Origin of the sequence: Bacillus tianshenii (genome assembly GCA_020524525.2) — a bacterium.
Lineage (GTDB): Bacteria > Bacillota > Bacilli > Bacillales > Bacillaceae_N > Bacillus_AV.
In genome coordinates this window covers 2,285,671-2,306,728 of the sequence record CP129018.1, presented here as the reverse complement: position 1 = coordinate 2,306,728, position 21,058 = coordinate 2,285,671, and the positions used below count along the sequence as shown (strand labels likewise).

Annotated in this window: 23 protein-coding genes; 19 read left to right on the top strand and 4 right to left on the bottom strand. The window is 40.6% G+C overall.

Annotation, left to right across the window (positions count from 1 at the left end):
• Position 1 precedes the first annotated feature (1 nt).
• From LC040_11690 to LC040_11650, 9 genes are all read left to right on the top strand, one after another.
• Positions 2-286, top strand: coding sequence for a DUF1292 domain-containing protein (locus LC040_11690; protein ID WLR49953.1), 285 nt, complete (start codon positions 2-4; stop codon positions 284-286).
• A gap of 122 nt (positions 287-408) precedes the next feature.
• Complete coding sequence (gene mltG, locus LC040_11685) at positions 409-1,560, top strand: endolytic transglycosylase MltG (GenBank protein WLR49952.1); 1,152 nt, start codon at positions 409-411, stop codon at positions 1,558-1,560.
• A gap of 147 nt (positions 1,561-1,707) precedes the next feature.
• Positions 1,708-2,343: an O-methyltransferase gene (locus tag LC040_11680; protein WLR53276.1), complete on the top strand. Its 636-nt coding sequence runs from the start codon at positions 1,708-1,710 to the stop codon at positions 2,341-2,343.
• Positions 2,344-2,348: 5 nt separating this feature from the next.
• Positions 2,349-3,278: a peptidase U32 family protein gene (locus LC040_11675; protein ID WLR49951.1), complete on the top strand. Its 930-nt coding sequence runs from the start codon at positions 2,349-2,351 to the stop codon at positions 3,276-3,278.
• A gap of 14 nt (positions 3,279-3,292) precedes the next feature.
• Positions 3,293-4,558 carry a U32 family peptidase gene (locus tag LC040_11670; GenBank protein ID WLR49950.1) on the top strand — a complete coding sequence of 422 codons (1,266 nt, stop codon included), beginning with the start codon at positions 3,293-3,295 and terminating at the stop codon, positions 4,556-4,558.
• 1 nt (position 4,559) lies between these two features.
• The gene (gene udk, locus LC040_11665) at positions 4,560-5,195 is read left to right on the top strand and encodes a uridine kinase (GenBank protein ID WLR49949.1); all 636 of its coding nucleotides are present in this window, start codon (positions 4,560-4,562) and stop codon (positions 5,193-5,195) included.
• Positions 5,196-5,441: 246 nt separating this feature from the next.
• A complete protein-coding gene (gene greA / locus LC040_11660; GenBank protein WLR49948.1) occupies positions 5,442-5,918 on the top strand; it encodes a transcription elongation factor GreA in 477 nt (158 codons plus the stop codon).
• Between the two features lie 63 nt (positions 5,919-5,981).
• On the top strand, positions 5,982-7,736 hold the full coding sequence (locus LC040_11655) for a penicillin-binding transpeptidase domain-containing protein (GenBank protein ID WLR49947.1): 1,755 nt from the start codon (positions 5,982-5,984) through the stop codon (positions 7,734-7,736).
• Positions 7,737-7,844: 108 nt separating this feature from the next.
• Positions 7,845-8,498, top strand: a complete 654-nt coding sequence (locus tag LC040_11650) for a YrrS family protein (GenBank protein WLR49946.1) — start codon at positions 7,845-7,847, stop codon at positions 8,496-8,498.
• A gap of 35 nt (positions 8,499-8,533) precedes the next feature.
• Here LC040_11650 and LC040_11645 read toward each other — a convergent pair whose 3' ends face one another.
• Positions 8,534-8,740, bottom strand: a complete 207-nt coding sequence (locus LC040_11645; GenBank protein WLR49945.1) for a YrzA family protein — start codon at positions 8,738-8,740, stop codon at positions 8,534-8,536.
• Between the two features lie 134 nt (positions 8,741-8,874).
• On the opposite strand from LC040_11645, the gene mtnN reads away from it, so the two are divergent.
• Both mtnN and LC040_11635 read left to right on the top strand, forming a co-directional pair.
• Positions 8,875-9,579, top strand: a complete 705-nt coding sequence (mtnN, locus tag LC040_11640; GenBank protein ID WLR49944.1) for a 5'-methylthioadenosine/S-adenosylhomocysteine nucleosidase — start codon at positions 8,875-8,877, stop codon at positions 9,577-9,579.
• Positions 9,580-9,680: 101 nt separating this feature from the next.
• A complete protein-coding gene (locus LC040_11635) occupies positions 9,681-9,929 on the top strand; it encodes a YrhC family protein (GenBank protein ID WLR49943.1) in 249 nt (82 codons plus the stop codon).
• A gap of 32 nt (positions 9,930-9,961) precedes the next feature.
• Here LC040_11635 and LC040_11630 read toward each other — a convergent pair whose 3' ends face one another.
• Positions 9,962-10,645, bottom strand: a complete 684-nt coding sequence (locus LC040_11630; GenBank protein ID WLR49942.1) for a thermonuclease family protein — start codon at positions 10,643-10,645, stop codon at positions 9,962-9,964.
• Positions 10,646-10,731: 86 nt separating this feature from the next.
• Positions 10,732-11,703 carry an iron-siderophore ABC transporter substrate-binding protein gene (locus LC040_11625; protein ID WLR49941.1) on the bottom strand — a complete coding sequence of 324 codons (972 nt, stop codon included), beginning with the start codon at positions 11,701-11,703 and terminating at the stop codon, positions 10,732-10,734.
• A 172-nt stretch (positions 11,704-11,875) separates the two neighbouring features.
• On the opposite strand from LC040_11625, the gene LC040_11620 reads away from it, so the two are divergent.
• Genes LC040_11620 through LC040_11605 form a run of 4 tightly spaced genes read left to right on the top strand, consistent with a single transcriptional unit; the run spans position 11,876 to position 15,472 of the window.
• On the top strand, positions 11,876-12,880 hold the full coding sequence (locus LC040_11620; GenBank protein ID WLR49940.1) for an iron ABC transporter permease: 1,005 nt from the start codon (positions 11,876-11,878) through the stop codon (positions 12,878-12,880).
• Positions 12,877-13,932: an iron ABC transporter permease gene (locus tag LC040_11615; GenBank protein ID WLR49939.1), complete on the top strand. Its 1,056-nt coding sequence runs from the start codon at positions 12,877-12,879 to the stop codon at positions 13,930-13,932. The genes LC040_11620 and LC040_11615 overlap by 4 nt, the downstream gene beginning before the upstream one ends.
• Before the next feature lie 12 nt (positions 13,933-13,944).
• Positions 13,945-14,787 (top strand): ABC transporter ATP-binding protein, encoded by an 843-nt coding sequence (locus LC040_11610; GenBank protein WLR49938.1) that lies wholly within the window; start codon positions 13,945-13,947, stop codon positions 14,785-14,787.
• Positions 14,756-15,472, top strand: coding sequence for an IucA/IucC family C-terminal-domain containing protein (locus LC040_11605; protein ID WLR49937.1), 717 nt, complete (start codon positions 14,756-14,758; stop codon positions 15,470-15,472). Before LC040_11610 ends, LC040_11605 begins: the two co-directional genes overlap by 32 nt.
• Before the next feature lie 34 nt (positions 15,473-15,506).
• Here LC040_11605 and LC040_11600 read toward each other — a convergent pair whose 3' ends face one another.
• On the bottom strand, positions 15,507-15,662 hold the full coding sequence (locus LC040_11600) for a DUF1540 domain-containing protein (protein ID WLR49936.1): 156 nt from the start codon (positions 15,660-15,662) through the stop codon (positions 15,507-15,509).
• Positions 15,663-15,818: 156 nt separating this feature from the next.
• Between LC040_11600 and LC040_11595 the strand changes: the two genes are divergently transcribed.
• The 4 genes from LC040_11595 (at position 15,819) to LC040_11580 (ending at position 21,046) form a co-directional block, all read left to right on the top strand.
• The gene (locus tag LC040_11595) at positions 15,819-16,100 is read left to right on the top strand and encodes a DUF2325 domain-containing protein (protein ID WLR49935.1); all 282 of its coding nucleotides are present in this window, start codon (positions 15,819-15,821) and stop codon (positions 16,098-16,100) included.
• 17 nt (positions 16,101-16,117) lie between these two features.
• The gene (locus tag LC040_11590) at positions 16,118-16,882 is read left to right on the top strand and encodes a hypothetical protein (GenBank protein WLR49934.1); all 765 of its coding nucleotides are present in this window, start codon (positions 16,118-16,120) and stop codon (positions 16,880-16,882) included.
• A gap of 90 nt (positions 16,883-16,972) precedes the next feature.
• Positions 16,973-19,054: a hypothetical protein gene (locus tag LC040_11585; GenBank protein WLR49933.1), complete on the top strand. Its 2,082-nt coding sequence runs from the start codon at positions 16,973-16,975 to the stop codon at positions 19,052-19,054.
• Between the two features lie 15 nt (positions 19,055-19,069).
• A complete protein-coding gene (locus LC040_11580; GenBank protein ID WLR49932.1) occupies positions 19,070-21,046 on the top strand; it encodes a beta-propeller fold lactonase family protein in 1,977 nt (658 codons plus the stop codon).
• Positions 21,047-21,058: the final 12 nt, after the last annotated feature.

Sequence of the window (21,058 nt, the reverse complement as noted above, 5' to 3'; positions counted from 1 at the left end):
AATGGCTGAAGAAAAAGAACGTATCGTAATCCCTGATGAAAACGGGGAAGAGCATTTATTTGAGATTTTATTTACATTCGATGTAGATGAAACGGAAAAATCCTACATGCTAGTCGTACCGGCTGATACAAATGTAGACGATGAAGAGGATGTAGAAGTGTTTGCATTCCGTTATGAAGATAAAGGCACAAAGCCAGACGACCTAGAACTTTATCCAATTGAAACGGATGAAGAATGGGATATGGTTGAAGAAATGCTTAACACATTTACAGACGGACAAGAGTAAGAAGAATGGGGACTTCTTTTTTTATAAAAGAGGCCCCGTTTTTTTATGTCTAAGTTCTGTATTTGGGAAGGGAATTTTGCGGAATTTGTAGTATAATGAGACGCATGAGGGGAGGAGAGCGTGTGAGTTCGACAAATTCAGATGATAACCAACATAAGCCTGACCGCTTTGAAGAACGGCATGATGAGGCAAAAACAGTGCGAAAAATTGTTCTAGCAATTGTTCTTACTGTCGGCTTGCTCGTCGTTAGTGGGGCTGTCGGTGGCTATTTCTATATTAGTTCTGCATTAAAGCCAGTCAACCTGGAAAGCGAGAAAATGATTGATGTAACGATCCCGATTGGTTCTTCGACGCGTTCAATTGCAAATATATTAGAAGAAAATGGTGTTATTAAAGATGACAAAATGTTCCGTTACTATATTAAGTTCAAAAACGAAACAGGTTTCCAGGCTGGTGATTATGTCTTCAGCCCTTCTATGAAAATCGATGACATTATTGCTCAGCTGAAAACAGGAAAAGTAATGAAACAGGCTGAATTAAAGGTTACGATTCCAGAAGGCAAGCAGCTTACAGAAATCGCAGGTATTCTTGCTAAGAAAACCGATCATACAAAAGAAGAAATTATGGAGAAGTTAGATGACCGTCAATATGTGAAACAATTAATGAAGAAATATCCGTCGCTACTTACAGACGAAATTCTTGCGGGAAATGTGAAGCATCCGCTTGAAGGGTATTTGTTCCCGGCAACCTATCATTTTTATGAAAAGAAGCCATCGCTTGAAAAGATAATTGAAAAGATGCTTGGCAAAACGGAAGCTGTGCTGAAAGCATATGAAAAAGACGTTTCTACGAAGCAATATTCTGTACATGAAGTGATGACAATGGCATCATTAATTGAAGAGGAAGCAACAGAAGAAGTTGACCGTGAAAAGATCTCCTCTGTTTTCTATAACCGTACTGAGGAAGGAATGCCATTACAGACGGACCCAACAGTGCTTTATTCATTAGGAAAGCACCAAGTGCAGATTACCTATGATGACCTTGAAGTTGATTCACCATATAACACGTACCAAAATGCAGGTCTTCCACCAGGACCAATTGCAAGTCCAGGAGAGACATCGATTCAAGCAGCTCTAAACCCATCAGAAACGAAGTATTTGTACTTTTACGCACGACCTAGCGGTGAAGTGATTTTTACAAAAACACTTCAAGAGCACAACGAGGTTAAGCATAAGTACAAGCATGAATGGGATCAATATAAAGAGAAAAATTAACAACAGGCTTTCAGTGGGGAATGTGATAAATACTTCGCATTCCCCCTATCGTTATGTTAAAATATATCGGGTTCACTTCTAGTCCAAGGTTCTAATAAGTTGACTAGAAGGATGGTTAGAAATAGAGAGGGGCGGTTTCACTTGTTTATTCCAATACATGTACAGCAATATGTAGAGGAGCTTATCCCAGCGCGTGATGGCCTATTGCAGGAAATGGAGCAATTTGCGAAGGAAAATCACGTACCGATTATGGAACTGATCGGGATTGAGACAATGCTTTCAATGCTGCGTATGAAGCAGCCAAAGCGTATTCTGGAAGTGGGAACAGCTATCGGTTATTCAGCAATTCGAATGGCAAAGGCTCTTCCACATGCAGAAATCGTCACATTAGAGCGTGATGAGGAACGCTATAAGCAGGCACTCCATAATATTGAACAGGCTGGGCTGACCTCGCGTATTCATGTGTTGTTCGGTGATGCACTTGACCAGGAACAAGCAGTGAAAGAGTATGCTCCTTTTGATTGTATATTTATTGATGCGGCTAAAGGTCAGTATCAACGCTTCTTTGAAATGTACACACCGTTTTTAACAGATAACGGTGTTGTTCTTTCAGACAATGTCCTTTTTAAAGGGTTCGTGGCAAATGGTCAGGATGCGGATAAACGCATGAAGAAAATTGCCGATAAAATTCGTGGGTATAACACTTGGCTTGTTGAACAGTCAAGTTTCGATACGACGATTCTACCTGTTGGAGATGGAATCGCAGTAAGTACAAAGAGGTGAGAAGGTTGAAGAAGCCAGAACTATTAGTAACGCCAACGTGCGTTGACGATATACAACCATTAGCAGATGCAGGTGCAGATGCCATCATTATTGGTGAACAGCGTTATGGTTTGCGTCTTGCTGGTGATTTTAAACGAGAAGATGTTACAAAAGCAATCGAAGTTGCAAAGGATCTTGGCTTAAGAGTCTACATTGCAATGAACGGTCTTTTTCATAATGATGTTGTTGATGAACTGCCTGATTACGTAAAGTTTGTAAGTGAAGCAGGTGCGGATGCGATTGTATTTGGTGATGTAGCGGTGCTGATGACAGCCCGTGAAGTAGCACCGGCTATGAAACTGCATTGGAACACTGAAACAACAGCAACAAACTGGTTTACATGTAACTACTGGGGCCGAAAAGGTGCTAAACGTGCTGTGTTGGCCCGGGAAATTAACATGGATGCAATTGTAGAAATTGCAGAGAATGCAGAAGTCGAAGTTGAAGTACAAGTACACGGTATGACATGTATGTTCCAATCAAAACGTTCACTTATTGGGAATTACTTTGAGTACCAAGGGAAAATGATGGAAGTTGAAAATCGCCGTGCGAAGAAGGACATGTTCCTTTTCGACCCAGAGCGTGATAATAAATACCCGATTTTTGAAGATGCAAATGGCACACACATTATGAGTCCAAATGATATGTGTATCATAGATGACTTTGACGAAATGGTTGATGCAGGTGTTGATAGCTTTAAAATTGACGGTGTCCTGCAATCACCTGAATATATCATCGCTGTAACGAAGATCTGGCGTAAAGCGATTGATCTATGTGTTGATGACCGTGATGCTTATGATGAGAAAAAAGACGAACTGTTAGAAGAAATTGAAGCCATTCAGCCTGATAATCGTCCGCTGGATACCGGTTTCTTCTATAAAGAAACAGTTTACTAAGGAGTGTGGGAAAGATGGCAATTGCTGTACCTTCAAAGGTTGAGAACGGAAAGCGTGTCATAACGAAAAAGCCGGAACTTCTCGCCCCTGCAGGAAACCTTGAAAAGTTGAAAATTGCCGTACGTTACGGTGCAGATGCCGTTTATATTGGCGGACGTGAATTTGGCTTACGTTCAAATGCGGATAACTTTTCACAAGAGGAAATGGCAGAAGGCGTTAAGTTTGCCGATCAATACGGTGCGAAAATCTATGTGACAACAAATATCTATGCCCATAACGAGAATATGGACGGACTTGAAGAATATTTAATTGGGCTTCAAGAAGCAGGCATTACAGGTATTATTGTGGCCGACCCATTAATCATTGAGACATGTGGTCGCGTAGCTCCAAAGCTTGAGCGTCATTTAAGCACACAGCAGTCTCTAACAAACTGGAAGGCTGCTCAGTTCTGGAAGGAAGAAGGCCTAGAACGTGTTGTGCTTGCACGTGAAACAAGCTATGAGGAAGTAAAAGAAATTAAAGAAAAAGTTGATGTGGAAATTGAAGCATTCGTCCATGGGGCAATGTGTATCTCTTATTCAGGCCGTTGTACATTAAGTAACCATATGACGGCACGTGATTCAAACCGTGGCGGCTGTTGTCAGTCTTGCCGTTGGGATTATGACTTAATGGCTCTTGACGGTGCTGGTGAGAAGCGCTTATTTAATGAAGAAGACGCGCCATTTGCGATGAGTCCGAAGGATTTGAACTTAATTCAATCGATTCCAAAAATGATTGATATCGGAGTAGACAGCTTGAAAGTTGAAGGGCGTATGAAATCGATTCACTATGTAGCAACGGTTATTAGTGTCTATCGAAAAGTTATTGATGCTTATTGCGCCGACCCAGATAACTTCAAGATTAAGAAAGAATGGCTTGAAGAGCTTGATAAATGTGCAAACCGCCCAACAGCACCAGCGTTCTTTGAAGGGGTGCCAGGATATCAAGAGCAATTATTCCAAAATCATAGCCAAAGAACAAAATTCGATTTTGCTGGTCTTGTGATGGATTATAATGAAGAAACACAAATGGTAACCGTTCAAGAGCGTAATCATTTCCGTCCTGGAGATGAAGTAGAATTCTTCGGTCCTGAGATTGAAAACTTTAATCAAGTGATCGATAAGATTTGGGATGAAGATGGTAATGAAATTGATGCTGCAAGACATCCATTGCAAATTGTCCGTTTTAAAGTGGACAAACCTGTATATCCTTATAACATGATGCGGAAGGGGAACATGTAACATGGGGAAACAGCCCGTAGTCCTTGGCATTGCGGGTGGATCGGGTTCAGGAAAAACATCTGTGACAAGAGCAATTCACAAACATTTTACTGATCAATCCATTTTAGTTCTTGAGCAGGACTATTACTACAAAGATCAACATGATGTACCGATGGAAGAGCGTTTGCAGACTAACTATGACCACCCACTTGCATTTGATAATGATCTATTAATTGAGCACATTCATAAGCTGCTGAATTATGAACCAATTGAAAAGCCTGTATATGATTATGAGCGTCATACCCGTTCTGACCAGGTCATTCCAATTGAACCGAAAGACGTGATTATACTAGAAGGCATTCTTATTCTAGAGGATGAGCGTCTTCGAGATTTAATGGATATCAAATTATTTGTTGATACTGATGCAGATTTACGTATTATCCGTCGTCTATTGCGTGATATGAAAGAGCGTGGCAGAACAATTGATTCTGTAATTGAGCAGTACGTGTCTGTTGTAAGACCGATGCATGAACAGTTCATTGAACCGACGAAGCGTTATGCGGATATTATTATCCCTGAAGGCGGGAAGAATAACGTAGCGATTGATTTAATGGTAACTAAAATTCAAACAATTCTTGAAGAAAACCGTATTTTGTAATAGCATAGAAAAAGCAGTATATCACTTGAAGTGAACAATCGAACAAACATTATTATAAATGCTCAAAGTACAGCTTTTTTCACCTTTTAGAGAAGAAGATGAAAAAGCTGTGCTTTTTATACATGTTTTTGTTCATTTCATCGTATTGTAAGAACAGACAGAATGAAGAACGAGAGAGCAATACGAATATTAATATAGGACAAGTAGTGAAATTAAGTTTTATTTTGGTGAAGGAGTTGACCAGTCATGGCAGAAGAAAAAAGTTATTTTATGACCGAAGAAGGTAAAGAGAAGTTAGAAAAAGAGCTTGAATATTTAAAGTCTGAAAAACGTAAAGAAGTAGTAGAGCGCATTAAGATCGCTCGCGGCTTCGGTGATCTTTCCGAGAACTCAGAGTACGATGCTGCGAAAGATGAGCAAGCATTCGTCGAGTCACGTATCGCAACATTAGAGAAAATGATTCGTAACTCTGTTATTATTCAAGAGGACCAAGGAGACACTGGAATCGCTTCGCTTGGTAAATCTGTTACATTCGTTGAACTTCCAGATGGTGACGAGGAAACATACCAAATTGTCGGAAGTGCAGAAGCAGACCCGTTTGAAGGTAAGATTTCAAATGACTCCCCAATGGCAAGAGGACTTCTCGGTCGTGGAATTGGGGAAGAGGTTGTTGTCCAAACTCCAGGCGGCGAAATCAACGTTAGAATCGTTGATGTTAAATAAATATTCTCTTACAAGCGTTTGAATTCCAAACACCTCGTCGAAAATGTAGGCGAGGTGTTTTTTATGAAACCAAAACTAAGAATTCATCATACAGCTTTTATTATTTTATTGGGTTTGCTCATTTTACTAGCACGGTTAGCATATATTCAACTGTTCGCTACAGAATCTTTTTCGAAGCATCACGTTAATTTGTTAGAGGAAAGTGTTAAGCAGCGTACACAATATATTGTACTTGACCAAGGGCGAGGAAGATTTGTTGACCGAAATGGTGAACCACTCTATGATAACTATTACCCAAGCTTAATTTTGTTTCCTTTCTTGAAGCAGCTTGATTGGAAGGCAGAAGAGGTCGCACGGATTCTTCAAGTGCCCGTCGATAAACTAGAGGACACAGTGGAAGGGGCAGAAGGGCCTGTTGTATTTGGTGATAATCGTCCGCTACAGTTAACAGAAGAGCAGATGAAGGCAATAAATGACCTGAAGGTGCCAGGTGTGATTGCTGCTTATCATCAAACTGAAAGTTCTAAGCCTTTTGCCGAACATTTTATAGGACTTGTGCGTGAGAATGAAGAATTATTAGAGAAGCGTTATCGCGACAAGCTGGATAAAGGCTGGCTGACCTATCAGACACCAGTTGGAATTACAGGCTTACAGCGTGCGTTCGATGAGTTTCTCGTTCAAGAGGGAGAGGCGAAGCTTCTTTATCATGTTGATAACCAAGGCAGTCCGTTATTTGGTTTGGATGTAAAATATGCAGCACCTGCCAATCCTTTTTATCCATTAACTGTCCAAACAACGTTATCGAGGGAACTTCAAGCAGAAGCAGAACGTATAGTAGATGAATTGAAGTTGAAAAAAGGCGGTTTAGTGCTATTAGATATTGAAAGCAGAGAAGTATTGGCAAGCGTAAGCCGGCCGCACCTGGACATGCAGGCACCATTTAAAGATGATGGTGGAAAGAATTATATGGTCCTACCACAAATCCCTGGCTCGATCTTTAAAGTTGTTACAGCTGCCGCAGCCTTAGAAAATATTGAACTTCGAGACCGTACCTTTAATTGTGACGAAAATTTATATGGGGATGGACTGGCATCAAGAAAGCTTGGCATGCTTAATTTTCGAGAAAGCTTTGCACAAAGCTGTAATCGAACATTTGCACAGCTGGGTAATGAAATGGTGAAGGAAAACCCCGATATAATAGAAGAATACGCAGACAAGCTTGGTTTACTTTCTTCTGTCGGTTGGCAGGGGGATGTTTTCCATATACAATCATTCACACACTTTCCAGAAGAAATGGGGGGAGTCGTCTGGGATGACGAGCGTGACAAAGGTTCTCAGCGGGCTATTTCACAAACAGTAATTGGGCAGAAAGAAGTTCGCATTAGTCCGCTTGCTACAGCAAATATGATGGCTTCAATTGCTGAAGGCGGAGAAAAGAAACAAGTGCGCGCAGTCGATAAAATCATTTATAAAAACGGTGCTGTGTTATATGATTTCAATTCACAGGAGCTTGGGGAAGTTTCGCTATCACCTTATACGGTTAGTAAGCTTCAACAAATGCTCCGCGATGTAGTACAAACTGGAACAGGACAGAGTTTTAGCCATTTGCCATATTCTGTTGCTGGTAAGTCAGGTACTGCTGAAATTGGCAAAAAAGGATATGTGAATAAATGGTTTGCAGGTTATTTCCCGACAGAAGATCCGAAATATGCCCTCGTGGTCGTTGATTTAAATGAAACGACATGGCAGACTAAGACATATGACACTTTTGCAAAAATGGTTAAAGCTGTCTATGATTCTGATCATTCAAGTAAATGATTAATGACTTTTAGAGTAGGGAATAACATAATGCCCCACAATTCGATTGTCGAATGCGAATAAGTTAGGGGAATTTTGACTAATTTTAGGTAACAGGGGGATGTCTAGATGCCTCAAGAACAGTCACGTTATCAACAACGGACGCAAGGAAAAAAGTCGAGTAAGTTAATGTATATTTTCGCAGGGTTTTTCGCCGCATTGTTATTGCTCTTTATGGTTAGTTTTTTCGTTGGCAGCGGCAAAGATTCTGAGTTTGTATACGGTCCAACGACGCCTGACTCTTATAAAGACGATAAGCAAGAGGAGCAGGTTGTTAGTGATGATGAGAAGGACAAGAAAGAAGATAAATCATCAGAGGACGAAGCAGACAGCAAGAACAAGTCAGAGAAAGATGCTGACAAAGAGAATGAGGATGACGTCGAGGTTACCCGAAAGCCTAGTGATAAAGAAAATGTGAACGAGGTCATCACTGGGGATTGGAAGCCTGTTGAAACAAATCAACAAGGGAACCATGTCACCTCTTATGAAAAAGGCTCAAAAGATTGGAACGAAATGCTTCAAGCAGTTGAAAGAGCGACAGGCTTAAGTCAAGATGAAATGGTCGTTTGGTGGCTTGGAAATGGAGGAAGTCCAAACTCCTCAACTGCCACAGTTAGTCCAGAGGATAAGTCACAAACATATCGGGTACTACTGCAATGGGTAGAAGGCCAAGGCTGGAAACCTGTCCGTGTTGAAACGTTAAAGCAAAATCCTCATGGATAATGGAAAGCACCTCACTAGCATGAGGTGCTTTCTTCTTATTTAGCTTTAAAATGAACAACGGCAGTGAAGTAGGTACGACCTGATTCATAATCAACATGTGACTGGTGGGAAACGGAGTGAACTTGTAGAAGAATCGCTTGATTTTGCTCAACTTTTTCGTTTACTTTCTTTTCAAGTTCCTTTAATGTCCCTGCTTCGAAAAACTCAATTTTATCTTCTATACGATCAAGTTTAATTTGCATAGCAATCGTCCTTTCATCAATATGTACGCTCTTATTCTAATATAAATCATATTCTTTTTAAATTGGGTTTGCGAAAGAAACAGGTGGGGACGTATAATGAAACAGACTACGTACATAAGGAAAGAGGTTAGGTTATGAAAATTGGTATTATTGGTGCGATGGATGAAGAGGTGCAAATCCTAAAAGATAAAATGGGAAACCGTGAACTTGATACAGTTGCAAATTGTGAGTTTTACACAGGGGACATTAATGGGGTAGAAGTTGTCTTGCTTCGTTCTGGAATTGGGAAAGTAAATGCAGCAATGGCAACAACGATTCTGTTAGACCGTCATAACCCTGATATGGTCATTAATACAGGTTCTGCTGGCGGTTTTCATCCTTCACTAAATGTTGGCGATTTAGTCGTTTCAACAGAAGTGCGTCACCATGATGTTGATGTGACTATTTTTGAATATGAATATGGTCAAGTGCCAAACATGCCGGCTGCTTATACAGCTGATGCAAAGCTTGTTGAAGCGGCGATGGAGTGTGCCAAGGAAATTACTGATGTGCAAGCTGTAAAGGGCTTGATTGTAACAGGCGACTCATTTATGAATGATCCAGCACGGGTTGAATTCGTCCGCAGTAAGTTCGTTGATTTGTATGCAGCAGAGATGGAAGCGGCGGCAATTGCGCAAGTATGCTATCAATTTGATATGCCATTTGTCGTTATTCGTGCCCTATCAGATATTGCTGGAAAAGACTCAAACATATCATTTGAACAATTCTTAGATAAAGCTGCCTTTCATTCCTCAGAGCTCGTATTAGCGTTCGTTGATAAAATGAAAGACATGCAGTAAGCAGCTACCAACAGTCGGTAACATTAGTGAATATTACTTCCATTTCCCCGTTATTTTCTATGTTATAGTGAAACTATCGGTTATGAGATGGAGGTGGCACCATGGAAGACAAACAGATTCAAGCATTGAAAGCAAAGATGACAGATTATGCACGATATGCCTATATCTTGCTCATTTTCGGTTCGTTCTTTTTTATGGGCGCCATTTTGCTTGCAGATGAAAAGACGTCAACACAACTGATGGTCATGTTCAGCTCAACGCTTGCATTCTTGTTCGGAAGTGTCTTTTTTTACTATAATTCATTGAAAATAAAACGACGTATCACAGAAGAAGACCAATCCTCAATGTAAGAGGACTGGTCTTCTTTGTTTAATATTATTTGTTATTGTGGAGCGCGGAAGCCTGCTTGTTGTGCTTCTTGTTCTGTACAAAAGATCATTTCTGCCTTTGTTTGCTCATACCATGGTGATTCCTCTGTATGGTATATTTTATCCCCTTTAGAATTGATGTTACCTTTGATTGTACAATCATCACTTTGCTTTGTTGATTGTCGTTGTTCTTCTGCGTGGAAGCCGTCTTCTTGCGCGTAGTTTTCAATCGACCAAATGCCGATTCCTTCTTTTTGAGCTTCTTTTTGCGTTTCATAAAAGCTGTCTACATATTTCGTATTTGGCTCAAAGACATAGGCTACACGAGCTAATCCTCGCTCAATCAGCATTTCGTTAAAGAGCTTGTCATCTACCCATATGTAAGCGAGTAAACGTCCGTATTTGTCACGCTCTGATACATCAAGCTCGACTTCTACGGTTTTGCCTTCAAGTGTTTCTTTTGCAAAAGTAGAAGCCTCCGGACCAAATGGCTGAACAGGTTTGTCAGGATGCTTCGTTTCAGGCGTATCCACTAGCAACAACCTTACACGTTCTTCTTTTCCATTGAACCGTATGTCTAATGTATCACCATCAACAACATATGGTACCGTTGCCTCGAATGTATTGTTTTGTTCCTCGGAACAACCACTTACAGCTAAGAGAAGGAGTAGTAACAAAGAATAAATGAACTTCTTCATAAAGTGTTCCCCTTTCAAATGATGCCTTCGTACATTTTATCGCAAATAAAAAGAAAAGACAGCCACAATTGTGACTGCCTCAATTCTTATTGTTCTTCTAAAATGATTTTTTCTAAGTCATCAAGCATTTCGTTTGCTGCTAAGACACCGCCAGATGTGTTCCATGTTGCATCGCTTACTCTGTGAACATTGCCTTGCTGAACGGCATTAAGCTTTTGCCATAGCGGATCATTTGTCCATTCTTTTTCGACTTGTGAAGCTTCACCATCACCTGTTTCATACGTAAAGTAGAACAGAATGTCTCCATCCATATCAGGAATGCGCTCTTTTGTTACGTTTTTCTCAGCAAATGCATCAACATCTTGAGAAGCAGGGCGTTGGAAACCTAATTGCTCAAGAATAACACCTGAGAATGAATCTTTTTGATAGATGCGCACATCACCAGATAGGAAGCGGACGACTGACACTTTTTGATCAAGCTTTTCGCCTGCTTGTTCTTTGAAGCTTTCAATCCGTGCATTATATTCGTCTAATACTTCTTGACCTTTATCTTGTTTATTCAATGCATCTGCATATAGCTTGAAGTTTTCCTGCCATTCACCTTTAAGTGTTTCAGAGAATACAGTTGGTGCAATTGCATTTAACTGTTCATATACTTTTTCTTGGCGTAATTTGTTTCCGATGATTAAATCAGGCTTAAGAGACGCAATTTTTTCGATATTTGGCTCACTTTCTGTTCCGACTACTTCTACATCTGTCATCTTGTCTTCGATATGTTTGTACCATGGTTCACCTGTCCATGATTGAACAGCTCCAACAGGCTTCACATCCATTGAAAGAAGGGCTTCTGTTCCTTCATTTGTAAGAATAACGACACGCTCTGGGTTTTCAGGAACTTCTGTTTCCCCCATCGCATGCTGTACTGTTCGAGTTGCAGCTTCTTTTTCTTCTTTTGGAGCAGCATCCTTGCTTTCTTCAGATGAACCACTGCATGCGCTTAATACGAGCATAAAAGAAAGTAGTAAAGCCATTGTTATGTAAGACTTCCAAGTTTTCATGTTGTATACCCCTTTCTAATAGAGAACGATTTTCAATTACAGTAAGTATCGTATAACCATTGAGAATGGTTGTCAATAGATAATTGATAATAATTTTCAATATCATTGACAAGTGAGAATTATTCTCATAAACTTAAAGGGTAATAGAAAGTTATGGTTAGGAGATACAGCAATGGTCTTGAAAACAACTTCGGCAAGAATGATTGGACTACTTATTGGTTTGTTCATTTTTCTATTTTGTATTGGAGTTAGTATTGTATATGGATATACAGATACAAATTGGGGTACAGCCTACAATGCATATTTTCACTTCGATCAATCAAATGAACATTATATTATAAAAAACTCACGCACTCCTAGAGCTTTAATTGGTGCTGCGGTAGGGGCGAGTCTTGCTATTTCTGGAGCATTAATGCAAGCGTTAACTCGTAACCCACTTGCATCACCAGGAATTTTTGGGGTAAATGCTGGCGCCTCGCTGTTTATCGTAACAGCTATTTCATTTTTATCAGTTGGTTCGATTACTGGACTGACGTGGATTGCTTTCTTAGGAGCGGCAGTTGCAGCGATATCGGTTTATTTCTTAAGCTCATTCGGGAGAGAGGGGTTAACGCCATTAAAGTTAACGCTTGCTGGTGCTGCAATGGCAGCTCTATTTCAATCGATGACCCAAGGATTGCTTGTATTAAATGAAAAAGCACTTGAAGAAGTTTTGTTTTGGCTTGCTGGTTCGGTCCAAGGCAGAAAGATGGGGCAGCTTGTCCATTTGCTCCCTTATCTAAGCATAGCCTGGTTCGCTTCTTTCCTGCTTGCGAAGCCTATTAATACGCTTATGATGGGAGAGGATGTCGCAAAAGGGCTAGGTCAAAGAACAGGTCTTGTAAAATTAGGTGCTGCTATTGTGATTATTGTTTTAGCTGGCGGGTCGGTTGCTGTAGCGGGACCGATTGGCTTTATCGGTATCGTTGTTCCACACCTTGCTCGTGCATTAGTTGGAATGGATTATCGCTGGGTTGTTCCTTATGCAGCCTTACTTGGCGGGATTTTACTAATGGTAGCCGATGTTAGCGCGCGGTATGTCATTATGCCGCAAGAAGTCCCGGTTGGGGTAATGACTGCAATTATCGGTACACCATTCTTTGTATATATTGCTCGTCGCGGGGTGTCAGGGTTATGAAGAAATACATTCGTTTTCGTATAAAAAAGCCAGCTGTTTCGTATTTAGTAAGCAAACAGGCATTAAAAGTTACAATGGTGCTTTTACTCTTATCATTTGCTGTATTTATTGGAAGTGCTGCGCTTGGAGAAATGCGGATCTCACCGCTTAATGTGATAAAAGTTTTTTTCGGAATGGGCTCTGAAATGGATACATTGGTAATCCAATCATTTCGATTACCACGAATTATCATCGCTTTATTTGCAGGGATTGCTTTAGCGGTAGCAGGCTCGATTCTACAGGGCATTTCTCGCAATCCGCTTGCTTCACCAGACATTATTGGGATTGTCGGTGGTGCATCAACTGCAGTCGTCGCATTTCTTGCTATTTTTAGTGATAAAAACAATGCACTAACTGTCAGTATTAAGTGGATGCCGCTTGCGGCCTTTCTAGGAGCACTTATTATCGGAATTGTTGTTTACTTGCTTGCATGGAAAGATGGCATTTCGCCACTTCGTTTAGTTTTAATCGGAATTGGTATATCCGTGTTGATGCAGTCACTAACGACGCTTTTTATGGTTGTTGGACCGATTTATCGCGCAAATCAGGCGAATGTTTGGCTGACTGGGACTGTATATGGATCTTCTTGGTCTGATGTTCAAATACTTGTTCCTTGGACTGTTTTCTTACTTCTTATCTGTGTGCTGATGATACGTCAATTGAATATTCAAGAATTAGGCGAAGATTTAGCGAAAGGTGTTGGAAGTGCACTTCAAAAAGACCGCATGCTATTGCTATTAATAAGTACCGCGCTTACGGGTGGGGCTGTTGCGTTTGCAGGAGGACTTGGCTTTGTAGGTTTAATGGCACCTCATATTGCAAGGCGGCTTGTTGGTTCAACGTTTGGAGCTTTAATGCCTGTTTCAGCAATGGTTGGCGGTATTCTTGTTATGCTCGCTGATTTGGCAGGGCGTACATTATTTTCCCCGCTCGAAGTCCCAGCAGGTGTGTTTACGGCAGCGTTTGGAGCACCGTATTTCATTTACTTACTATACAAGAGTAAGAATCAATAGGGAGGAAACATCATGAATGGTATGGAAACAAAACAACTAACACTCGGCTACGGAGAAACAATTATCATTGATGAACTGGATTTGAAAATTCCTAAAGGGGAAATCACTGTTTTTATCGGTGCAAATGGTTGTGGTAAATCAACATTACTTCGTTCACTTGCTCGTTTACTAAAGCCAAAAAGTGGCCAGATTTACTTAAATGACAAACAAATGCAAACAATGTCAGCGAAAAAATGTGCCAGAGAGCTAGCGATTCTCCCACAAAGTCCGCAAGCTCCAGAAGGGTTAACCGTGTTACAGCTAGTGAAGCAAGGACGTTATCCGTACCAGTCATGGCTGAAGCAATGGTCAGAAGAAGATGAGAAGATTGTAGGAGACGCCTTGCAAGCCACGCAAATGACGGAGTTTGCAGATCGCGCTGTTGACTCTCTATCAGGGGGACAACGTCAACGAGCTTGGATTGCGATGACGCTTGCCCAGGATACGGATATTATTCTGCTTGATGAACCGACGACTTATTTAGATTTAACTCATCAAATTGAAATTCTTGATTTATTATTTGAGTTAAATGAACAGCAACAACGAACAGTTGTGATGGTGCTGCATGACTTGAACCTTGCTTGCCGTTATGCTCATAATATCGTTTCACTGAAAAATAAAAAGATTTACGCCCAAGGACGTCCAGAAGAGATTGTCACCGAAGAAATGGTCCGTGAAGTCTTCGGCATGAACTGTGATATTACGACTGACCCACTGTTTGGTACGCCGTTTTGTATCCCGCACGGAAAAGGAAGAGTTCTTAATAAGCAAAAGGAGCAGCGTTATGCAGATGCGATTCAACAGAAGCGAGCTTGAAACGCTAAAGAATGATTTTCGCCTAACGACGATTGAAAGTGGAGCATCCGTCTGTTCAGAGAAACTGTTGCAGGTAAGTTTTTTGAATGAATACTTAGATGAGTTGCGTCCGAAATTCAAAGCACCAAATTATGTCGTAACAGCACTGCAATTTTCAAAACGGTACGCTTATCTCGTTTCGGTACATGCTCTTTATGCTATGACTGCTTATAACAAGCAAATGGAACTATCTTTTCAAAATATTTATATTGAGGGAGCCGAAGAGAATGGCATTTGGCTTCCGAAGCTGCGGTTAGAGCATCTCCAAACTATCGAGCCAATTGAAGGAGAGCGAGAAAAGTGGCGGGATACAGTCTTAAGGAAGTTATTTTTAGACCATCTTGCACCTGTCTGGCAGGCATTACAGAATTCAGCATGTGCCCCTGTTATGACACTGTGGGAAAACACTGCATTATATATTTCCTGGCTCTATGAACAAGTTCTAGCAAACCACCCGGATGAGGTTGTTCGGAAAAGAGCTGCAGAAGATTTTCATTATCTAATCCATGAAGCATCTTCCGAACTATTCGGAACTCGTTTTCAGCCGTTAACAAAATTTTATTCTCCACAAAATACTCGGCAAACATGCTGCTTGTATTACCAATTAGACGGGGCCGACTACTGTCGTACATGCCCTAAACGATGAGAAATCCGCCCATCAAATGAGCGGATTTTTTGTATTAATGCTTTGCTTGGAATGTTTTGCAGTCTGTTTCATGCTGTGTTTCAGCTTGATTTCCTGCATGACTAACAACGTAAATTTCCGCTGCTGTACATTTGTTACCGTTACCCCAGTATGAACAGTTTCTTACTTCACATAGAACATCTTGTGCCATCAGTTATTCCTCCTAATTTAAGTAAATATGGACTTACGGCACTTAGTTTGTGAAGCATTTTTTTAAATATTCTAGTGAAAATATTTCTCAATTATGTTGACATAGATAATCATTCTCAATTAGAATGAAAACAAATGATAAAACGGAGTGGTGAAAATGCAAAATATTCTCATCATAGGTGCTGATCGATTAGGGAACATTGAAACGAACTTAAAGGATTATGGCTTCGGTAAAATTACACATATAAATGGCAGAAAAGTAAAAGCAGTACACCGGGAGATTCCAGAGCAAGTGGATATTATTCTCGTGTTAACAGATTTCATTAACCACAACCTAGCAAACGTCATAAAAAGCAAGGCGAAAAAACGAAATATTCCAACTGTTTTTGCACGACGCTCTTGGTGTGCAATTGCGAAGACCTTAGAAAAGATTTCATAAGAAAGAGAGTGAATAAAGTGAAGGAGCATCTTATTCAAGTAAAGACAATGTCAGACAGAGCCATTCAATCATTTATGCGCTGTCCATGCGAATTTTATCATAACGAATTTGCTAAAAGAAAATCATCATTGAATTGGAAACAAGTCGTTCAAGCTGCAGTTAATCAAGTTGTGAAGCATTATTATGAAACCCCTGTGAACCAACGGACATCACTTACGGTATTGAAGCTGATTGATCGGAATTGGGATAAGATAGAAGTATCACTTTTCCATTCAAAAGCTCATTATTATGAAATTCTCGCGGTTGTGAGTGATCATTTGCTGCAATCATTAGGAAAACACTCTTCGGCTGAGCAACCATTAATGCTTCAAGAGAAACACCATGTTTATTTAAACGAACTTGATGCTCATTTAGCTCTACACTTTGAAGTAGCTGAATGGTCAGAGAATAGTTTTCGAGTAAGAAAGTTTTTAGTTGATGAAAATGTTGGTTTCGTTCAGCTGTTTAAGCAAATGGTTATTGTGTTTTCGCAAAATGCCTTTAACCGTTTACCTGAATGTATTGAAGTTGACTCATTACTTAATGGTAATTCCTATACTTTTTACCCACAGGCGTGTGATTATGATAAAGCTCTTGAAGACATTAAAATGATAAAGGGTGCGTTTGCAAATTTTCATAGCTATAAGCCGGGGATGCAGGGAGAGCATTGTACATATTGTCCTGTGCAGGAGGATTGCCAAGCTGCACCACAAGCTGAGGAGAGACCAGTGTTTTACATGTAAATGATATTGAGATTTATTCTCACTTCATGTATAATACGAAATGTTGATAATGATTATCATTTTTATGAGAATATAGGGGGAAGAAGATAAATGAAGAAGTTACCGTGGAAGGCACTCACTTCGCTTGGAATCGTGTCTGCACTTATGTTAGCAGGTTGTACACCGAAAGAATCAACAAATGAAAGTGCGCCTGCAGAAGAAGAAGCAGAGAAAAGTGCTGTCAGTGTTCCTGTTAAAGATTATCACTTTGATACAGCAGGTAATATGTTTGCCTATACTGAATTTGAACTATCAGGTGAACCGCTTGTTGAAGGACTTGGTTTGAACTTAGATGTATTAGATCCGAAAGAAGTCAATCAACCTTCTGAATTTGATTACACAGCGGGTGTTGAATCCTATGAATATTCAGAGGAAGCAATGTATGAGGTAATTGAAAAATCAGGACTTGGTTTACATATGGTAAATGCCCCAATGCTAAATCAATTAGCAGAGAAAAATCAAAAAGACCCAGGCGAAATGCTTGGTGAGCGCTTCTACCAAATGGCTGATGCAGTAGGATATCCGAAAGAAGAAATCTTCCGCAACATGTACCCAACCTTTATTGAATTTGCAGGCGGGGACCCGCATTACATAGAGAAAGTGAATACAGAAGAATATGCTTCAAATGAGGATGGGTCATATGTTCCTGTCTATCAAGTAGATTTCAAGAGCTTACGCTGGGATCGTGAAAAGATGGACAAAACACTTGTACCAGCAGCCTATGGCTCAACATTCTTAAAGCAAGCAATGTGGGCTGGCGATTTTATGGGCGGCTTCCATACGGTTGATGGAGATGAAGAGCTTGGTGGCGAAACACCGAAAGATGATGACGACAAAAACATTGCTCTTGGTGTAAGTAGTGCAGATGGTATGCAAGGGATGATCTTAACAGAAGGCATCTGGAATAAGTTAAAATACGTTCACGGCAATTTATTTTATAACCCAAGCACGAAAAAGCTTGAACAAGGAAAGTCAGGAGTAGCTTATAACCCTAAGGAACAGCTTCTCTATTTGCCGCATGAAATTAGTGTGAAAGAGAAAGGCGACAGTGGGATTCCAACCGTAGACAGCCTGGAAGTAACGGATGCAAGTAGTATGCTGCGCGACCAGTGGCTTATGCTTTGGCCTTCAGCTGAATTTTATGGCATGACTGACCAGCGTACTGCAAATGAAAATGTAGCACCATCATTCCGTGCGTTATTTGATGGCAATCCATACCCGAGCGCACCGAAAGAAAATATCGATGACAACCCAGCAAATGATGTAGCATCAGACGACCCATACACATTAAATCGCGATGTTCTCTACATGCTGTTCAAAAATATTGAAGCGATGCATTACAATGAAGCTGAAGGGGCGTTTGTAGAACAACATAACGGAGAAGAGCAAGGTAAAACAGTGAATATGTTTGATGCTGGTTATACAATGGAAGCACTCCGTCTTTTCCAACGTTCTGTTGATGGTCTGCCTGTAGGCTATGCAAGCGGGGAAGCAGCAAAAGGCCTTGAGACTGAAGAAGGTAAGAAAGCAATTGAAATGATTACAAAGCAAGCTTCATTCATTATGGACAAAATGCTGCTTGATAATGGTCTTGTTGCAAACAGCTATACAATTGGCGAAGGAGCTGACAAATCAGAGCCGACACTTGACGCTCAACTTGGAGCGATTCGTGGTCTTACTGCTGCTTATTTGGCTACAAAGGATGACAAATACCGTGACGCAGCACGTTCAATCTATCAAGCGATGGATAAACAAATGTGGGATGAAGAAGCGAAAGCCTATAAAACAAATGGTGATAACATGACCTATACACCATACACAGCAGGAGCTCTTTCAGCTGTCTTCCGTATCGGTATTCAAAACTTAAGCAATCAAGGAAGTGACAGCGAAGCACCAGAAAATCTTGAGCGTGATGTCATTATCGAACGATATACAGACTTTTATCGTACAGTTATTGATGGTCCATCACTAGAAGAAGGCATGCAGGTTAGTGAGTTCTGGGATACTGGCGATTTCTATAAGAAGGATGATAACAGTGGTAATACAGATGGGGATACTGTACCGCAAATTCAAGCAGGTCATGGCGAATTTGGTATCTCACCAGTACTTGTTGAGGTAGAAGTGAAAAAATAAAAGGCGGGATTAGGTATGGGATATAGAAAGTTATTTATTTTCATAGGAGCGCTCCTAGTTTTATTAGGGGCGCTTTCCGCCTGTCAAAATCCAGTGGCGGAAGTGGTAAAGGAAGAGGTCATCCGAAAGAAAGCAGTTAACAGTAATAATATTCTTATGAACAATGAAGGTACAAAGATTTATACAGCTAATATTGACGTAAATACGGTAAGTATAGTCGATGCACAATCAAAGAAAAAGCTGGCTGAAATTCCCGTTGGCAAGAAGCCGAAGCAGCTGGCCTTAAGCCCTGATGAGAAAACATTGTATGTGTCCTGTATGATGGATAATAAAGTTGACATTGTCTCCTTAGAAAAAGAAAAAGTCGTTGATTCGCTTGAAACAGGAATTGAGCCTTATGGACTGATTACTTCACAAGATGGAAAGAAACTCTACACAGCGAATTATCGTTCAGGCACACTGTCGGTCTATGACCTTCAAAAAAAGAAAGAAGTTAAAACGGTGAAGGTAGGGGCACGCCCGCGTACCGTGGCAATTAATGCAGATGGTTCCAAACTCTATGTGCCACAATATTTAGATGCAAAAATTAATGTCATTGCTACAGAAAATCTAGAGGTGACGAAGAAAATAAAATTGGCAGCTTCACCAGACAAAAATGATCCGAAAAAAAGTCAAGGGATTCCAAATGCATTAGAGCAATTCGTGATTTCGCCTGATGGTATGAAAGCATGGATACCGCATTTATTAACGAATACAGATACTCCGATCCATTTTGAAGAAACGATTTTTCCGGCAATTTCTGTGGTGGATTTGAAGGAAGAGAAAGAGCTGGTTGATGAAAGAAAAGAACTGTTTGAAGAAATAAATGTACAGGATTCAAAGAATGAAGCAATGATTGTTTCAAACCCTTATGATGTCGCTTTCTCACCTGACGGAAATAAGGCGTATGCGGTGATGAGTGGCAGTGAAGACCTGGTTGTCTTTGACTTATCTCGAGGTGGAAATGCAATGCAAATCGTTCGCCGAATTAAAGGGGATAACCCACGGGGAATTATCGTGTCTCCTGATGGTGAGAAAGCTTATGTACACAATGCAATGAGTCATGATTTAGCGACAATTGATACAGGTGGAGATAGCTCATACGCCAGGGTGAAGATGGATGGCGATAATCTTTCACTAATTGAAAAGGACCCTCTTTCAGCTCAAGTACGTCGCGGCAAGACGATGTTCTACAGCGGAAATAGTGATGAGTTTGCAATTGACCTGACAGGAAACAACTGGATGAGCTGTGCTTCCTGTCATGCTGATGGTGAGATGAACGGTTTAACCTTGACTACACCAAAGGGACCACGCAACATACCAAGCAATGTTGTTACAACAGAAACAGGTTTATTTCTTTGGGATGGAAGCCGTGATGACTTTACCGATTATATTCATACGGTTCAAGGGGAAATGGGCGGCATGATGGAACTCGACCCTAGTAAGCCGATTCCTAAGGATGTCCAGAAAATGTATGACGATATTCTTGCATTTCTGGAACAGCCAGATTCTTTCCCACCTCCGAAGAGTCCATATCGAGATGAAAATGGTGAATTGACTGATACAGCACGTAAAGGACAAGAGCTTTTTGAAGGGAAAGCGAGCTGCTTGCAATGTCATGGCGGAACGAATTTTACTGATAGTGTGAAAGCAGTTGACGGGGACGGAAATTTAACGACTGATAACACGGATTATTTGCATGATATAGGGACAACTAATCCGAATGATAAAGATTCTGACGGTGACGCACGAGCACAATTCAAAAACCCACGTCAGAAAAATCAATTTGACACGCCGACACTCAGAGGCGTATGGGCAACGGCTCCTTACTTACATGATGGCAGTGCAGAAACAATTGAAGGCGCAATTAATAAACATCAATATGAAGAAAAGCCAGATTTATCAGATGGAGAAGTAAGAGCCCTTGCTGAATATGTACGTTCAATTGAATAAATGAAAAGAACA

What these genes read in the sequence shown, in the direction of transcription:
- LC040_11690 (WLR49953.1), top strand. Translation starts at nt 2, where the DNA reads ATGGCTGAAGAAAAAGAACGTATCGTAATCCCTGATGAAAACGGGGAA.
- LC040_11670 (WLR49950.1), top strand. Translation starts at nt 3,293, where the DNA reads ATGGCAATTGCTGTACCTTCAAAGGTTGAGAACGGAAAGCGTGTCATA.
- udk (WLR49949.1), top strand. Translation starts at nt 4,560, where the DNA reads ATGGGGAAACAGCCCGTAGTCCTTGGCATTGCGGGTGGATCGGGTTCA.
- greA (WLR49948.1), top strand. Translation starts at nt 5,442, where the DNA reads ATGGCAGAAGAAAAAAGTTATTTTATGACCGAAGAAGGTAAAGAGAAG.
- LC040_11655 (WLR49947.1), top strand. Translation starts at nt 5,982, where the DNA reads ATGAAACCAAAACTAAGAATTCATCATACAGCTTTTATTATTTTATTG.
- LC040_11650 (WLR49946.1), top strand. Translation starts at nt 7,845, where the DNA reads ATGCCTCAAGAACAGTCACGTTATCAACAACGGACGCAAGGAAAAAAG.
- LC040_11645 (WLR49945.1), bottom strand. Translation starts at nt 8,740, where the DNA reads ATGCAAATTAAACTTGATCGTATAGAAGATAAAATTGAGTTTTTCGAA.
- mtnN (WLR49944.1), top strand. Translation starts at nt 8,875, where the DNA reads ATGAAAATTGGTATTATTGGTGCGATGGATGAAGAGGTGCAAATCCTA.
- LC040_11635 (WLR49943.1), top strand. Translation starts at nt 9,681, where the DNA reads ATGGAAGACAAACAGATTCAAGCATTGAAAGCAAAGATGACAGATTAT.
- LC040_11630 (WLR49942.1), bottom strand. Translation starts at nt 10,645, where the DNA reads ATGAAGAAGTTCATTTATTCTTTGTTACTACTCCTTCTCTTAGCTGTA.
- LC040_11625 (WLR49941.1), bottom strand. Translation starts at nt 11,703, where the DNA reads ATGAAAACTTGGAAGTCTTACATAACAATGGCTTTACTACTTTCTTTT.
- LC040_11620 (WLR49940.1), top strand. Translation starts at nt 11,876, where the DNA reads ATGGTCTTGAAAACAACTTCGGCAAGAATGATTGGACTACTTATTGGT.
- LC040_11615 (WLR49939.1), top strand. Translation starts at nt 12,877, where the DNA reads ATGAAGAAATACATTCGTTTTCGTATAAAAAAGCCAGCTGTTTCGTAT.
- LC040_11610 (WLR49938.1), top strand. Translation starts at nt 13,945, where the DNA reads ATGAATGGTATGGAAACAAAACAACTAACACTCGGCTACGGAGAAACA.
- LC040_11605 (WLR49937.1), top strand. Translation starts at nt 14,756, where the DNA reads ATGCAGATGCGATTCAACAGAAGCGAGCTTGAAACGCTAAAGAATGAT.
- LC040_11600 (WLR49936.1), bottom strand. Translation starts at nt 15,662, where the DNA reads ATGGCACAAGATGTTCTATGTGAAGTAAGAAACTGTTCATACTGGGGT.
- LC040_11595 (WLR49935.1), top strand. Translation starts at nt 15,819, where the DNA reads ATGCAAAATATTCTCATCATAGGTGCTGATCGATTAGGGAACATTGAA.
- LC040_11585 (WLR49933.1), top strand. Translation starts at nt 16,973, where the DNA reads ATGAAGAAGTTACCGTGGAAGGCACTCACTTCGCTTGGAATCGTGTCT.
- LC040_11580 (WLR49932.1), top strand. Translation starts at nt 19,070, where the DNA reads ATGGGATATAGAAAGTTATTTATTTTCATAGGAGCGCTCCTAGTTTTA.